The sequence below is a fragment of the Psychrobacter sp. CX90 genome (assembly GCF_057396305.2).
Map to the genome: position 1 here is coordinate 2,483,076 of NZ_CM182008.1, position 15,897 is coordinate 2,498,972.

A 15,897-nucleotide genomic window follows, 5' to 3' on the forward strand; every position below is an offset into this window, starting at 1 on the left:
AAATTGTTCCAAACCAATTAATTGTCTAGGTTAGCAAAAATATGCCTATTTTTTGACAGAACAACACGACAGCTACTGTCGTAAATTGTTAGTCATTGTCTTTTTATTTCCATAAAATACAAGCATAATAACAATCAATGAGAAACAACTTACACCGTTCAACATGACTTTTGATGTTGTATTTGTTGACAGTACATGAGGCAATCAAAATGGCACCTAGCATAATCTTGGCCACCAACTTCAATTGGTTCTCCAGCGTAATTTCATGGTCTACACTTGGCTTAGTACTTATTGCCATAGGCATCTTTGCGACACTCTTATCGAATCATCGCTATCTGCTAGCGTATCTGCTTGGCGGTATGGGCTACTGGCTTGTAGTAGAGGGTATTCAATCTGTTGTTGCCAGCACCTTTACTATTGACATATGGCATAGCTATGTTGCATCGCTTGCCATCACTTGGTTTGTACCAAGCCTTGTTTTAGCATATCGCTATTCTAGAACACCAACCCATTCTGGCGCTACTAAGGGTATGAAGCTGAAAAGAGGCTCAAAGCCATTGGCACACTCTGATAATTATATCGAGCACACGCCAATTTATAACAACTACAAACCTAGATTCCATAACTAACTGTTTCGCAAGCTTCATGTACAGCAAAAAAGAAGGCAAGCTTAGCAGAGTTTGCCTTCTTTGCTTTATTAATTACCTTTGTAAATGACTTTGGCCGTACCTTGAAAACAAGAGCATTGAAAACCAGTGTAAAAAGCACAATAATAGGAAGTATCACATCACTCATAAATAAAGGTATTAATTAAATATTAACCTATCGTTATGACATCACTTTATTAACTTTTGTTTAATTTCTGGACACTACTATGTTTACTATTCCTGTACTAAATATCAAAGCTGACCCATTAGATGGTCTATTAGCAGCAGTTGGCTATCGTTTATCTATGCTGGCAAATAGTGATAATGAAGACTTCGCTGCGCTATTAGACGGCCGCAATGTTACCATTCAAATTGGTAGCGCTGCCTCGGGTGTTTCTCGTTATTATACTTTTGAAGAAGGTAAATTTAGTCAACATAGTGGCGAAGCCGTTGAGCCAGACCTTAGTATTGACTTTCAAGACTCAGCTACTGGTGTAAGATTATTGACGGGTGGTAATGTGGCTGCTTTTATGACGGCAGTGCAAGAAAAAGAAATGAGCATGGAGGGGGATTACAGTTTACTCATGTGGTTTAATAAGCTGTCTAAACACATTGTACCTGAGATACCAGAAGAGATTAAGCCTTTGCTTCAAAAGGCAAAACCCTATGCTTATAAAGCACAAAGCTTAGCTTCAAATGTTATTGGAATGTTGAAGCATAAACTGTCGAAATGACCAAACGGTTGGACAGACTTAATTAGAGCGTGTTTTTATTGACAATAATCTACAGGTTATGCATTAAAAATGGCTATATTTGCCCTAACCTGTGGATGATTTCTCGTTAATATTTCATTGTTTTCGTTGAAATCAGTGCTGTTTGGCGACCTTTTATTCTATTTTTTTTATTCTTATAAAGTAAGGTTAATAAAAATACGCCCTAATTTTTAATCATTGCGTTCTTAATCGTTGCATCATACTCAATTATAATAAGCGGGTTGCTGTCAGATGATAGGATTGTAAGACTATTGTATTGTTATAATAAGCCTATTTAGACGCCTAAACGCTATCATGCGCTTTAGGCGTTTTTCGTTTATTTAATATCATCAAATAAATGGTACAATTGTACACATAAACCCTAAATATATACTATATTAACTGAATTATTTGAATTTTAAGAATTAGGTCAATTCATTAGGTATGCCTAAAACACACTCTTATACAAATGATTTGCAAAGGATTGTAGCATGACGATTTTGGTAAAAATTGCAGAGCCCAACTCTGCCGCTAACGATAATATGAATAATAGTTTAGACTACGCCTCTTACACAGATTTAGTGCATTCAAATTTGGATACCGCACCAGTAACTCGTGACCAAATTGCTGAGCTTTTTGAGTTGCCTTTTATGGACTTACTCCTCAAAGCCCAAACTGTACACCGTGAGCATTTCAACGCAAATGAAGTTCAAATCAGTACGTTATTGTCTATTAAAACAGGCAATTGTCCTGAGGACTGCGGCTACTGCTCACAATCAGGACATCACCGCGATAAAACCAAACTACAGGCAGAAAAACGTCTGGAAGTCGATAAAGTGCTTGCCGCTGCCAAACGAGCCAAAGCATCAGGCTCATCACGCTTCTGTATGGGTGCAGCATGGAAGCACCCAAGTAAAAAGGACATGCCGTATATCGCTGAACTTATCAAAGAAGTCAAAGCCTTGGGGATGGAGACCTGTATGACATTAGGTATGCTTAGCCCAGAACAATCCTCACAACTTGCAGAAGCTGGACTTGATTATTACAACCACAACTTAGATACCTCTCGCCGATATTATAATGAGGTGGTCAGCACACGTAGCTATGATGACCGCCTTGACACCATTCAAAACGTGCGTGATGCTGGTATTAATGTGTGTAGTGGCAGTATTGTGGGTATGGGAGAGAGCCGCGACGACCGTATAGACTGGATTTATGAACTTACCAGCATGCCTCTTCCACCAGAGTCTATTCCTGTCAATCTACTGGTGCCCATTGCTGGTACACCTCTTGGCGATAAAGTCATCAGTGAGGGCCAACTGCCTGTACTGGAATGGATTCGTACCATTGCCGTTACACGTATTTGTTGTCCTAAGAGCTATGTAAGGCTATCAGCAGGGCGCGAGAGCCTATCCGACTCTGAGCAAGCATTGGCATTCATGGCAGGCGCAAACTCGTTCTTTTATGGTGATAAACTATTAACCACAGGAAACTCTAGCCAATCAAATGATGACAGGCTAATGGCACAACTTGGGCTTAAGCCTACTAAAGCAATGCCCTCTACGGTACCTGTGGTTAACGCCATGAGCGGTACACGTAGCCATATACACAAAATTTAACAGCCTAACACTTTAACTAATCGTTTAGAGATTAGGCTGGCTAACCTTTTAAAAATGAGTTATAAAAGCGCTTAATTCTTAACACGCACTTAACTCGGTAACTAACCTATGGCGGACTACTTTAACTGGATAAAAGCAGCACATGTTATCTCTATGGTGTGCTGGTTTGCAGCCCTATTTTATCTCCCGCGTTTATTCGTTTATCATGCGATGAGTGAAGATAAAGTTAGCCAAGATCGCTTTGTGATTATGGAGCGTAAACTATATCGCGGCATTATGACACCATCGATGATAGCCACTTGGGTGTTTGGCCTATGGATGGTATTTCTAGGATGGGATGTTTATAAGACGCAAGGTTGGCTACATGCCAAAATCTTACTCGTCGTTCTGCTCTCCGCTTATCATGGTATGTGCGGGGCGTATCGTAAGAAACTTGCGTTGAGCCCTCAGCATAAAACTCATGTGTATTGGCGCTGGTTTAACGAGATGCCTGTATTTGTATTAATTGGAGCCGTGTGCTTGGTTATCGTCAAACCCTTTTAACACGCCCATCAAATTAAAAAACCTGTCAAACCTCTCCCCTTAATAGTGACATACTTAATAGTGACATACTTAAATAATTTCGCTACTAATTTCTCTAAAACGCAGGCAACCAACCGTAGATAGGACAACAAGTAGTATATTGAGGAAGGTCAACAAATACCGTAGCGGATTTATTTGAGAAAGGCTAGCTATATAGGCCGTATGATATTATAGACATGACTTAAATCATATACCTTATAACGAGCCGGCTCTTGGCGATTTTCTCCTGCATAGCTCAAAATGAGAGCTTGACTGCTGTCAGGCTCTACCCAACCAATAAATAGCCCACTGTGTTCGACATCATTATATCCATGATTGATAAAATACAGCCAATCTCCTGAGCGCAATTGTTCACGACTAGCATAGGGCCCTGCTTCATAGCTACCTTTAAGCACTGTATCACGGCCTACAGTCGCTCTTGAGAATACCATATTTAAATAGTCCCAACAGCCACCACCGACGATGACTCTTTGGTTCAAGGTCATTACTCTTGCTTGTCGCAATACTCGCTTAGCAGGCTCTGAAGCCATTAACTCTGACGCCTGAACGATCGAGGCGTGTTGCATGGGTAAGTTACTATATGGAGTGCTTTGCAACGCAAAAAGCTGTGAGGGTTGCCACTCATCCGCCTGATAGATTGAATCCTCAGCGCTTGCTAAGGGCATTGTGCTAAGAGCCATGCAAGTGATGGTAAATGTTCTAATCTTCAGATCTGCTAGTAGGTTTGCTACTCTTATTATCGCTACGCTAACTTTATACGTCGTTGCTTCTAATTTAGATAAATTGGGTTTAAACAGGGGTAAAGTCATGGTAATAACCTCAATCTATACACTATGTTGACTGTATTATCTTTGGATGACGGATTCTACTGATGCTATAGTCAAGTAGTCTAAAACTGTTACTAGGTAACAAACAGTATTTAGTATTAGTTTGAATAATATATCATTATTACCGCATGTAAACCCACAAAAAAAGAGCCCGTATATTATTTTATACAGGCTTTTTTAAAATAAATTATAACTTATATTAGTCCGTGTCCTCATTGAAATCATGAGGGTAAAAATGCGATAAATGATCGTCAAACACCAATGCTTGTAAATAGAATAGTGGCATATTAGCGAGAAATCAGACACAGTTTAGCGATTATTTAGACCTTTTTGCCCATAAAATATAAGTTATGGTCAATGAGGACATGCCCTAGTTTGATTGCATTCTTATATTGGCATTACGCTTATCAAACTTCTGGCCCTGTAGCACAGCTTGCATCACTTGTGCTTCTTTAGGAGAATCAAACCCTGACACTTGACATTTAACGTTGCCATTGATATCAGTAATCAGCAATGCTGCGCCATTAATCTGAACCTTATCATTTGCTTGTATAATAATTTGCTGCCGTTTACCAAGTACATTATGCACAAACATACCCTTTTGTACTTTTAGAACCCCATTATTAATTACCTCAGCCGCTTTAGCATTAGAGCGCAGCCTATTAAACACAAAGCTACCAATAATCAAAACAGCTAAAGCGCCAATGGCTAATCGTTCAGGAAGTAAACTCATCGCCAGTGCTACACCAACGGCGCCTATCAATAAGGCACTTGCAAACCAAAACAGTCCATCGCCAAAGCCTTTCGCTTTGCCAGAGAGGGTTATATTGGCGCCATGGTCAGTCACTTGTAACATAATTAACCTTTGAGTTTACCCTGTGAAATTACCAGCCCAATGCCGTTTGCTGTAGTTTCACTAAATCAGCAATACCTTTTTCAGCGACAATAAGCATTTTATCTGCTTCTGCACGGGTAAAAGGCTTTTCCTCAGCTGTTCCTTGAATCTCGATAAACTCACCTTTTTGTGTCATTACTACGTTAAGGTCGGTATCACAGCTTGAATCTTCGCTATAGTTTAGATCTAGCAATATGTCGCCATTTTTAACCCCAACAGAGACAGCAGCCACTAAACCAATCAGAGGATCTTCTTTGATTTTTTTGTTTCTTTGTAGGGTCTCTAAGGCATCAATCAATGCAACAGCCGCGCCAGTGATACTAGCCGTACGAGTGCCACCATCTGCTTGGATCACATCACAATCAACATAAATTGTATTCTCGCCAAGTTTACTCATGTCGATCATAGCACGCAAGCTCCGGCCAATCAGGCGCTGAATTTCTTGAGTACGTCCCGACTGCTTGCCACGGGCGGCTTCACGTTGGTTACGAGTGTTGGTGGCACGCGGTAGCATGCCATATTCAGCGGTTAACCAGCCTTGACCCTTACCTTTTAACCAGCGAGGAACGCCTGCTTCAACACTGGCTGTACACAGTACTTTGGTGTCGCCAAAACAGACCAGTACTGACCCTTCGGCATGTTTGGTATAGTTTCGTTCAAAAGTTACATTACGAAGTTCATCATGCTGACGGTTATCTATACGCATTGTTTAGCGGTATCCTTTATAAATTAGCTCGTTTATAAAATCGTTGTTTGGTATCTATTTGCTGTTATCGTAACGTCATGGCTACTCAATAGCAAGGCACACCCTTTTAAACAGCGCGATAACTCAATCATTATCACTGAATTCTAGCGCCAAGTGTGAGCCTCAATCAGGTTTGCAAAATGCGTTTAATCCAAACCTTCCATCTTGCGTAACTCTTTACGTAAGATTTTACCGACATTTGATTTAGGTAGCTCATCAACAAACTGTACATGGCGAGGACGTTTATAACCTGTCAGCTGTTTTTTACCAAAATCAAGTAACTCTTGTTCGGTAACATTACCCTTTTTGACCACAAATATTTTAGGCTCCTCGCCACGTTCTTCACTTGGTATACCAATAGCCCCAACCTCTAATACATTTGGATGCTCTGTCATTGCTTCTTCAATCTCATTAGGATACACATTGAAACCAGACACCAAAATCATATCTTTTTTGCGATCAACAATTTTGATAAATCCTTTTTCATCTATAATCCCAATATCGCCAGTCTTGAAATAGCCATCATCAGTGAAGCTATCAGCCGTCTCTTTAGGTCTGTTTTGATACCCTACCATGACTTGTGGACCTTTGACGCAAATTTCTCCACGTTCGCCAATTGGCATAAGATTACCATCATCATCAATCAAAATAACATCAGTAGCGGGGGCTGGTACACCAATCTTTGCAGTAAAATCTGAAATCGTCATAGGGTTAAAAGTTACCACTGGGGAGGTTTCAGATAGTCCATAGCCTTCCACGATAGGTAAACCTGTTGCTTCGTGCCACTGTTTAGCAACACTTGGTAATACTGACATACCACCACCAATAGAGGCTTTAAGGTTCGAGAAGTCAAGACTTTTAAAATCTTTGTGATTGACTAATGCATTAAATAAAGTGTTGACTGCTGGAATATAAGCAGGCTTGTACTTAGCCATATCTTTAATAAGACCATCTAAGTCACGCGGGTTTGGAATGAGTAAGCCAGCAAGACCTTCATACATCGAATAAAGACCACATACCATAAACGAGAAAACATGATACAGAGGCAAAGCTGTTAACATAATCTCCGTCTTATTTGGTGTGTCTTCAAATGCCGCGCTGATTAAGTTATTTATCTGTAGCATGTTAGCAATCAAGTTGCCATGAGTCAGCATAGCACCTTTTGCCACACCAGTTGTGCCCCCAGTATACTGTAGTAAAGCAACATGACTTAAATCTAGCGTTGGCCTTTCGTATTGATGCGCAGAAACAGACTCAAGCACCTGTTTGAAGGTCTTACTACCTGAAATTGAGTAGCTTGGCACCATCTTTTTAACGTGACGCACTACCATGTTAACCACAAACCCTTTTACTAATCCCAGCATATCACCCATGCTACACACAACCACATGTTCAATATCACCTTTGTCAACAACCTTCTGATAGGTATTAGCAAAGTTCTCAATAACAAATAAGGCCTTAGCCCCACTGTCATGCATTTGATGCTCAAGCTCACGCGAGGTATACAGAGGATTAACATTAACTAATATCATGCCAGCACGAATAATACCCAGTGCCAGTATAGGGTACTGAAGTACGTTAGGCATCATTACTGCTACTTTATCACCCTTCTTAAGCCCTATTGACTGTAAATAGGCCGCTATCTGACGGCTATAATGATCTAGCTCGCGATACGTAATAGACGCATCCATACAGATATAAGCATCTTTACTGCCATAACGGGCAAAGTTACGCTCAAACACATCAAGTAATGAGGTGTCATCTGCCGGCATATCAATGGATGATGACAACCCATAACGCTTATATGTTTCAAACCAAGGGCGATCGCTTGGAATCTCCGGGAATGTCGGATAGGTACCATGTAAGTGGCTGTCTATAACATGGGTAGAGTCTTGATTGTCTGCTGTAGTCATTAAATTACCTGTAAAATCGTTGGATGTTGTTAATTCGTGTTATGTGTTTCTTTATAAGATAAAAAATAAGATGAAAATTAATAAGATAATAATCTTCATAAAAAACCAGTTCGTGATTATATTTATCTTATATCAAAACATTCTAGAAAATGGAAATTAAAACAAAAAACTAACCGTAAACCAAAACCTGATCCATACTAAAAAAAGGATACGGTGGCGACGCGTATCCCTTCTCCTTGGTCTCTCTTCTCCTTCGTATCCCTTCTCAAACTCAAGTGGGTCACAATACTGTTTATTAAACACTTAACCTTATGTAAAGCATTAAACGTGAACCCTATAGCTTCTTATAGCCTACAAATATAACGTCTACATTGGTTCTATTGGCAGTTTCTTGTTGCAGAGATAATGTCAAAGCTTGCTGCTATTTTGACTATCTAGACGCTTCAAGCTTACGCAAATCTTTACGCAGTATTTTACCGACGTTAGATTTAGGTAACTCATCAATAAACTCAACAATACGTGGGCGCTTATATCCCGTTAAGTTGTCATGGGCAAACTGTAGTACCTCTTGTTCAGTCAAACTCTCATCGCTACGTACCACAAATATCTTAGGTGTCTCACCCGTTCTGCTGTCTTCAACCCCAATGACACCACACTCTAAGATTTTTGGATGATCTGCCATGACATTTTCTACTTCGTTTGGATAGACGTTAAATCCAGAGACAATAATCATATCTTTTTTGCGATCAACGATAGTGAAAACACCTTCATTACTCATAATACCAATATCACCGGTACGAAAGTAACCATCATCGGTCATAACCTCTTGTGTGGCTTCTTCACGATGCCAGTAGCCTTTCATAACCTGCGGCCCACGCACACATATCTCGCCGCGCTCAACCTCGTTACCCTCTTCATCTAGAATTGCCATTTCCGTACCGGGGATTGGAGTACCAATATTGCCCGTAAATTCAGTTGACACTCGGGGATGATTTGCTGATGCGACAGGCGACGTTTCTGACAGCCCATAACCTTGTACGATAATATTTCCCGTTAATTTCTGCCACTTATCAGCGGTATCTTTTAAAACCGCCATACCTCCACCCATAGACATCTTTAGCATACTGTGATCAAGTTTTTGAAACGTCTTATCATTGGCAAGCGCATTAAACAGCGTGTTAACTGCTGGGAAGAATGCGGGTGGATACGCTTTATAATCTTTAATCAAGCTATCTAAATCCCGAGGATTCGGTACTAACAACCCAATACATCCTCGATACAACCCAAACATACCACAGACGGTAAACGAAAAAATATGATAGAGCGGCAACGCTGTTAAAATGACCGCTTGTTCGCTTTTGTATGAATCAAACGCCTCACCCAAAAACAGATTACACTGAATCAAGTTAGCTGCCAAGTTACCATGAGTCAGCATGGCACCTTTAGCCACGCCAGTGGTACCGCCCGTATACTGCAACACGGCAACATCTTCTAAAACGATATTGTTAGGACGTTTATAATGCCCCGTAGAAAATCGATTTAAAGCATTTTTAAAGGTCACACTGTTTTTAATGGCGTAATCTGGTACTAGCTTTTTAATATGGCGTACAACCGTATTGACAAGCAAGCCTTTAAACGACCCCATTAAATCGCCCATAGATGCCACGATAACGTGATCGACCAGATCCTTACCAATATCGGCATAGGTCTTAGCAAAGTTTTCTAATATAAACAGTACTTTGGCCTCAGAATCTTCTAGCTGGTGCGCCAGCTCTTTAGAAGTGTACAATGGGTTAACATTTACTAAGGTATATCCTGCCCGCAACACCCCCAGTATTGTCACAGGAGATTGCAAAATATTTGGCATCATGACCGCCACTTTATCGCCTTTTTCAAGCCCTAGTGACTGCAAATACGCGGCAATTTTTCGGCTATATTGGTCTAACTCGTCATAAGAAAGCGCGGCGCCCATACATACAAAAGCAGTTTTACCTTTATAGTCCGTAAAGCACTGTTCGAATATGTCTATTAAACTGGTATCGGCTGGCGGCAGTGTCACATCATACTGCACCCCTAGTTTTTCATAGATTTCTAACCAAGGTTTATCGTTATAGCGAATGAGGGTGTCATGATTGTCCATAACCTGTAGATCTCCTGTGTTAATACTTACTCTTTCATAGATTTTTTATCTATACTAATCAAAAATCTATTAAAAAATTATATTTTATTTGACGGGTCAGGTCTGTTTTTTCTGTTTCTACTCACGGTTAATGCTGGTATTAACAGGACGCTTGGTTCCAAAATGCTATTATTTGAAAGTCTGATATCCAAAAATAACACATTAATGCCCTCTTATATATAAAACTTATGCCTAATGACTTATATGATGAATTAAAAAGTCAATACGATCTAAATAGTTAGACGGGTTATAAATGCCTTGACTATACCCCTATCTTGGCTATACCCCTATATGATGATGAGGCGCAATGAAAATCCTCTTAATGATGCCATCTGATAAATGACCTTTTATCATATAAGTTGTATAAAAAGCACCATAATGCTTATGACTATGATGACGCTTGACGACTTCTTTGCGCCATCTGTTGACGTATGACGCATACATCGTCTTTTCTATTGCAGCAATTTAAGCTAGGATACTGCAAACCTATTAATTAATGACTTAATAACCAATAAACACTGAATAGCCAAGTTGTTAATAACCAAGTATTAAATAAGCAAATATTAAATAAGCAAATATTAAATAACCAAACATTGAATAGCTATTCATCCAAAAAACTATTTATTCAAAAAACTAAGAGCCTGTATTCATCAGCTAAAGTTAGGAGATTTTTAGAATAAAATGAGTCAATACGAGGCACCATTAAGTTAAAAGCTCGGGTTGAATAATCACTCTATTTAATCCTAACTTTAACTAATAATAGTGGCTTGTTTCAGGCGAAAACAACCAATTATAGGTTGTGAATACAGGTTCTAAAAGAAAACCAATATGTTAACAATCTCAAACCAATAAGGCAGTCCCTCTCATTATGTCTGACACTATAAGTCCCCCTGATAGCCCTATCCCAAGTGAGCCAATGGATACCCGATCCGTTGCTGAATTTACTGAGCAGGCGTATTTAAACTACGCCATGTACGTCATTATGGATCGTGCCCTGCCTAATATTGCCGACGGTTTAAAGCCTGTTCAGCGCCGCATCGTCTACGCCATGAGTGAGTTGGGGCTTAAGTCGACCGCAAAACCTAAAAAGTCGGCTCGCACCGTGGGTGATGTGCTTGGTAAATATCATCCACATGGTGATACTGCTTGCTATGAAGCCATGGTATTGATGGCTCAGCCGTTTAGTTATCGCTATCCGCTTATTACCGGTCAAGGTAACTGGGGCAGTCCAGACGATCCAAAGTCATTTGCGGCGATGCGTTATACCGAAGCGAAAATGTCCGCCTATGCCAATACCCTGCTCGCTGAACTAGGACAAGGCACCGTAGACTGGCAAGATAACTTTGATGGCTCGATGCTAGAACCCGTTACTTTGCCCGCCCGTCTTCCCAACATTCTGCTAAACGGTACGACAGGTATTGCGGTTGGTATGGCAACTGATATTCCGCCACATAATCTAAATGAAGTGGTACGGGCGGCGATTCGTCTGCTTAAAAACCCTGATCTTTCGGTCAAGCAATTAACCCAATCTATCCCTGCGCCTGATTTACCGACCAAAGCTGAGATTATAACCTCTAAGAAAGACTTGCAAGCCATGTACGAAACAGGACGTGGCAGTTATAAAATGCGCGCGGTGTATCACGTTGATAAGAACGAAAAGAATCTGGTTATTATCGACGCTCTCCCCTATCAAGTCTCTGGCAATAAAATTCAAGAACAGATTGCCAAGCTCATGACCGACAAAAAGCTACCTTGGGTAGTGGACATTCATGATGAATCAGATCACGAAAACTTCTGCCGTATTGTGTTAGAGCTACGTTCAACCCGTGTCGATGTCGACAGAGTGATGAGTCACCTATTTGCCAGTACAGAGTTAGAATCCAACTACCGCGTCAATATGAATATGATTGGCCTTAATGGTAAACCACAAGTCAAAAATCTAAAACAAATTTTATCCGAGTGGCTCATATGCCGCCGCAATGTGGTCACCCGCCGCTTGCAATACCGCCTCGATAAGATTGATAAGCGCTTGCATATCTTAGAGGGCTTGCTGATTGCCTACCTCAATATTGATGAGGTCATTCGGATAATACGTGAAGAAGATGATCCAAAAATGGAGTTGATGACTCGCTACGATTTAACCGAGATTCAAGCCAACGCCATCCTAGATATTCGCCTGCGCCAGCTTGCTAAGCTTGAGGAAATTGAGCTTAAACGCGAACAAGATGAGCTTGCCGCAGAGCGAGCGACCATTCAAGAGCTGCTTGATAACCCTGATAGTCTAAACAATCTGATGGCTGAAGAGCTGACAGCGGATATGAAAGAACACGGCGATGAGCGCATATCACCCATTGTTGAGCGTGATGAGGCGACTGCGCTTAAAGAGTCTGACCTTGTGCCAAGCGAGCCCATTACTGCTATTTTATCGCAAGCGGGCTGGATCCGTGCAGCAAAAGGTCACGATGTTGATGCCGCTGGTATGAGTTATCGCTCAGGGGATAGCTATCAAGCCCATGTCAGAAGCAAATCCAACCAGAAGATTTACATCATGGACAGCACTGGCCGAAGCTATAGCATTGAAGCACACACGTTAGCGTCAGCGCGTGGTCAAGGCGACCCATTAACCAGTGTGTTAAAGCCTCCTGCTGGCGCTAAGTTTACCCAGCTACTCGCTGGCGATGACACCCAGCGCATTATCTTAGCTAGCTCACAGGGTTATGGATTTATCAACACGCTTGGTAACTTAGACACCAACCAAAAAGCAGGCAAAAACATCATCAACTTTACAGGTAATGCACACCTGCTAAACGTTGCCGAAATTGACGTGAAAGAAGTATCTGACAGCTCCGATGGCTCAGACGAAAAAAGCACAATGGACAAAGCCGCACAGGACCAAATTGCAGTGGTCACGTCAGCCGGTTATTTGCTGATATTCCCTATCGATGAGTTGCCTGAACAGCAACGGGGCAAAGGCAATAAGCTGATTAATCTTAAAAAAGGCGAAGAAGTGATTGCCGTGACCCCGCTCCATCACGCCGACAGTTTGGTCATCACTGCTGGCAAACGCCATGTGACCTTAAAGCCGCATGATTTAGCCAACTATACCAGCAAGCGAGGCAACCGGGGCAGTCAATTACCACGTGGCTTCCAGAATGTAGATGCCGTTGAGGTTGCTCAGTGAAACGTTTTGCCGTATTGATTGACGCTGATAACTCTTCGCATCGCAATATTGAAGCGATACTAGAAGAAATTGCAAAGTATGGCATTGCAAGTGTCAAAAGAATTTATGGCGATTGGAGTGTGGATTCACTTCAATCATGGCGTGATAAATTATTACCGAATGCCATCACACCAGTACAGCAGTTTGCTTATGTGGCTCAAAAAGATGCCACAGATATGCGATTGGTCATTGACGCCATGGATTTACTTTACGCTGGAGATTTAGATGGATTTTGTATTATTTCTAGCGACAGTGACTTTACGCCATTAGCCTCACGTATCCGTGAGAGCGGGCTGTTGGTGTATGGTTTTGGCGAAAAGAAAACCGTATCTTCTTTTGTAAATGCATGTGATAAGTTTATCTATGTTGAAAACATAGACTCTAATTTAGATACTAATTCAGAAATATCAAATAGCCATCACTTAAAGTCTGACAATCATCCTAAACCAGCACCTACTACTGATGAAAAAAAGACTATAAATAACGTATCAAAGCACAAAGACGATATTGAACAATCCACGCCTGATCCAAACAAAACAGATAAGACTGAAATAGATTTGCCAACGTTAAATCTCATTTATAGAGCTATTAAAGACAACTCTGATGATGATGGCTGGGCAAGTCTGTCTACTGTTGGAACGTATATTAACAACGTTAAACCCGACTTTGACCCTCGTACCTATGGTCGCTCTAAACTCTCTACCTTACTTAAAAAGCTTGTGAAGTTTGAAACTAAAATAGAAAATAGCCAGATGTTTGTTAGAAAGTTTAACTTTACGCCATTTATTGAAAAGGTTCAAAAAACGATTAAACGTTTGAATAACGTGAACAAAGATACTGAGGGATGGGTCAAACTGCCTGACTTGGTACAATCTCTCGCTGAACAACCAAATGAACCGTTAAATCGCCTATCAGACCATGATATTGAACAAAAGGTTTTAGCCATTTACTCAAATATTATTGAGATTTCAAAGGATGGAAGTCTTGTACGTATGACACCTTAACCCATAATATAGGCAATGTGAATTGCCTCAAACATGATAAATTCATTCTAAAATCTCAATACAATGCCAAATAAAAAAAGAGCCTTAATTGAATTGAGGCTCTTTTTTGTTTTTTAAACGTTGTTATTTAATTGTATTAAATCTGCGTAATCCAGCCAAAAGGATCTTCAGCTAGGCCGCACTGAATGTCGTTTAAAGCTTTACGGATTTTGACGGTGTTTGGCGATCGTGTGCCGCCTTTGACGGGATAAATGTCATCTTGATAGACCACTTCGGTCACGGGGGTTAATACGGCAGCCGTTCCTGATAAGGCAATCTCGCCTGTTTTTGTCCATTCTATAAGTTCTTCAGCTTGAATGGTGCGTTCAGTAATTTTGTACCCAAGCGTCTGTGCTACTTTTAAAACGGAGTCACGGGTAATACCGGGCAAAAATTCACTGGTTAACGATTTGGTAATCACTTCTTGATCGTTGATAAGTAGGCAATTGGCGGCTGCAGTTTCTTGTACATCGCCATTTGGCGCAAAAATGACTTGCTGAGTACCGTATTTCTCTTTGGCTTTCATGACAAGCCCAAGTGCAGAGGCGTAATTACCGCCACTTTTTACTGCGCCAAAGTGAGGCGCACAGCGTAAGTCAGTAGTATTGAGCAGCACACGCATGCCTGATCCCGGCACAAAGTAATCGGCAACGGGAGATATTAGCACATACAATAAAGCGGTTTCGCTGGGAGCTGCGGCTCGGCCAATGGAGGGATCGGTTCCGATAAGCGTGGGGCGAATGTAGGCAGCGCTTGGAAAGGCGGGAACCTCATCACGGTATTTGACAAGCAGGTCAATAATCATTGACTTTAGCTGCTCGGCGTCGGGCACTGGTAAATATAAGGCTCGTGCTGAATTTTGCATACGGCGAACATGGTCATCAATTCGGAATATATTAATTTTGCCATCATGGGTACGAAACGCCTTCATGCCTTCAAAACAAGTGCTGGCATAATGTAAAACATGAGTGGCAGGGTGCAGTGATAAGCTATTTGACGGCACAAGGCTGGTGTCTGACCATGCTTGACCATCATATGACGCTATTGTCATTTCATCAAAAAACACGCTACCAAATTCATTGTTCGCCATTTTCTTGCTCCTTATTTTCATTATTTTCTACGATTTATTTTATCCTGTCTAACAAGATGCTATCGCATGAGGTAGGTCTAATCAAAATTTATTATAATATCTTAACCACTATTGACACTATTAGCTATAGAGAATTTATGCTTGTGAGAGTTGAGGTATTCTTAATAGCAATGATTAACCAGCACTGATTAACAAGCACTGATTAACAAGTAGTCAATGAGCAATGATAAGTTTATCCTCAGTTTGATGCATAGTGCCTTGATGCATAGTCCCTTGATGCATAGTCTCTTATAGTCATATATTGATAGTCATTTATGAACATTTATAGGTATTTATGGTCATTTATAAGTTGGGCATTTATAAGCAGGCATTTGCTTAGACAAGG

12 protein-coding genes are annotated in these 15,897 nt (G+C 40.9%); 6 read left to right on the forward strand and 6 right to left on the reverse strand.

Annotated elements, in window-relative coordinates:
- The first annotated feature begins 209 nt into the window (after window positions 1-209).
- The 4 genes from aciT (at window position 210) to hemJ (ending at window position 3,561) form a co-directional block, all read left to right on the forward strand.
- A complete protein-coding gene (gene aciT / locus AC2SLN_RS09860; protein WP_486530384.1) occupies window positions 210-629 on the forward strand; it encodes an AciT family ciprofloxacin tolerance protein in 420 nt (139 codons plus the stop codon).
- A 245-nt stretch (window positions 630-874) separates the two neighbouring features.
- Entirely contained in the window at window positions 875-1,381 is a 507-nt protein-coding gene (locus AC2SLN_RS09865) for a hypothetical protein (protein ID WP_486549113.1), read from the forward strand.
- Window positions 1,382-1,890: 509 nt separating this feature from the next.
- Window positions 1,891-3,018, forward strand: a complete 1,128-nt coding sequence (bioB, locus tag AC2SLN_RS09870; protein ID WP_486549114.1) for a biotin synthase BioB — start codon at window positions 1,891-1,893, stop codon at window positions 3,016-3,018.
- Window positions 3,019-3,126: 108 nt separating this feature from the next.
- A complete protein-coding gene (gene hemJ, locus AC2SLN_RS09875) occupies window positions 3,127-3,561 on the forward strand; it encodes a protoporphyrinogen oxidase HemJ (RefSeq protein WP_486530381.1) in 435 nt (144 codons plus the stop codon).
- 188 nt (window positions 3,562-3,749) lie between these two features.
- Here the strand turns inward: hemJ and AC2SLN_RS09880 are convergent, their stop codons facing one another.
- The 5 genes from AC2SLN_RS09880 to AC2SLN_RS09900 form a co-directional block, all read right to left on the reverse strand.
- Window positions 3,750-4,409, reverse strand: a complete 660-nt coding sequence (locus AC2SLN_RS09880; protein ID WP_486549115.1) for a hypothetical protein — start codon at window positions 4,407-4,409, stop codon at window positions 3,750-3,752.
- A gap of 388 nt (window positions 4,410-4,797) precedes the next feature.
- Window positions 4,798-5,283, reverse strand: a complete 486-nt coding sequence (locus tag AC2SLN_RS09885) for a hypothetical protein (RefSeq protein ID WP_486549116.1) — start codon at window positions 5,281-5,283, stop codon at window positions 4,798-4,800.
- A gap of 28 nt (window positions 5,284-5,311) precedes the next feature.
- On the reverse strand, window positions 5,312-6,028 hold the full coding sequence (gene rph, locus AC2SLN_RS09890) for a ribonuclease PH (RefSeq protein WP_486549117.1): 717 nt from the start codon (window positions 6,026-6,028) through the stop codon (window positions 5,312-5,314).
- A 185-nt stretch (window positions 6,029-6,213) separates the two neighbouring features.
- A complete protein-coding gene (locus AC2SLN_RS09895; RefSeq protein WP_486549118.1) occupies window positions 6,214-7,980 on the reverse strand; it encodes an AMP-binding protein in 1,767 nt (588 codons plus the stop codon).
- A 430-nt stretch (window positions 7,981-8,410) separates the two neighbouring features.
- A complete protein-coding gene (locus tag AC2SLN_RS09900; RefSeq protein ID WP_486549119.1) occupies window positions 8,411-10,120 on the reverse strand; it encodes an AMP-binding protein in 1,710 nt (569 codons plus the stop codon).
- 907 nt (window positions 10,121-11,027) lie between these two features.
- On the opposite strand from AC2SLN_RS09900, the gene parC reads away from it, so the two are divergent.
- Complete coding sequence (gene parC / locus AC2SLN_RS09905; protein ID WP_486549120.1) at window positions 11,028-13,340, forward strand: DNA topoisomerase IV subunit A; 2,313 nt, start codon at window positions 11,028-11,030, stop codon at window positions 13,338-13,340.
- A complete protein-coding gene (locus tag AC2SLN_RS09910) occupies window positions 13,337-14,383 on the forward strand; it encodes an NYN domain-containing protein (RefSeq protein ID WP_486549121.1) in 1,047 nt (348 codons plus the stop codon). Before parC ends, AC2SLN_RS09910 begins: the two co-directional genes overlap by 4 nt.
- A 136-nt stretch (window positions 14,384-14,519) precedes the next feature.
- On the opposite strand, the gene AC2SLN_RS09915 is transcribed toward AC2SLN_RS09910, so the two are convergent.
- On the reverse strand, window positions 14,520-15,533 hold the full coding sequence (locus AC2SLN_RS09915) for a branched-chain amino acid aminotransferase (RefSeq protein WP_486549122.1): 1,014 nt from the start codon (window positions 15,531-15,533) through the stop codon (window positions 14,520-14,522).
- Between the last annotated feature and the right edge of the window lie 364 nt (window positions 15,534-15,897).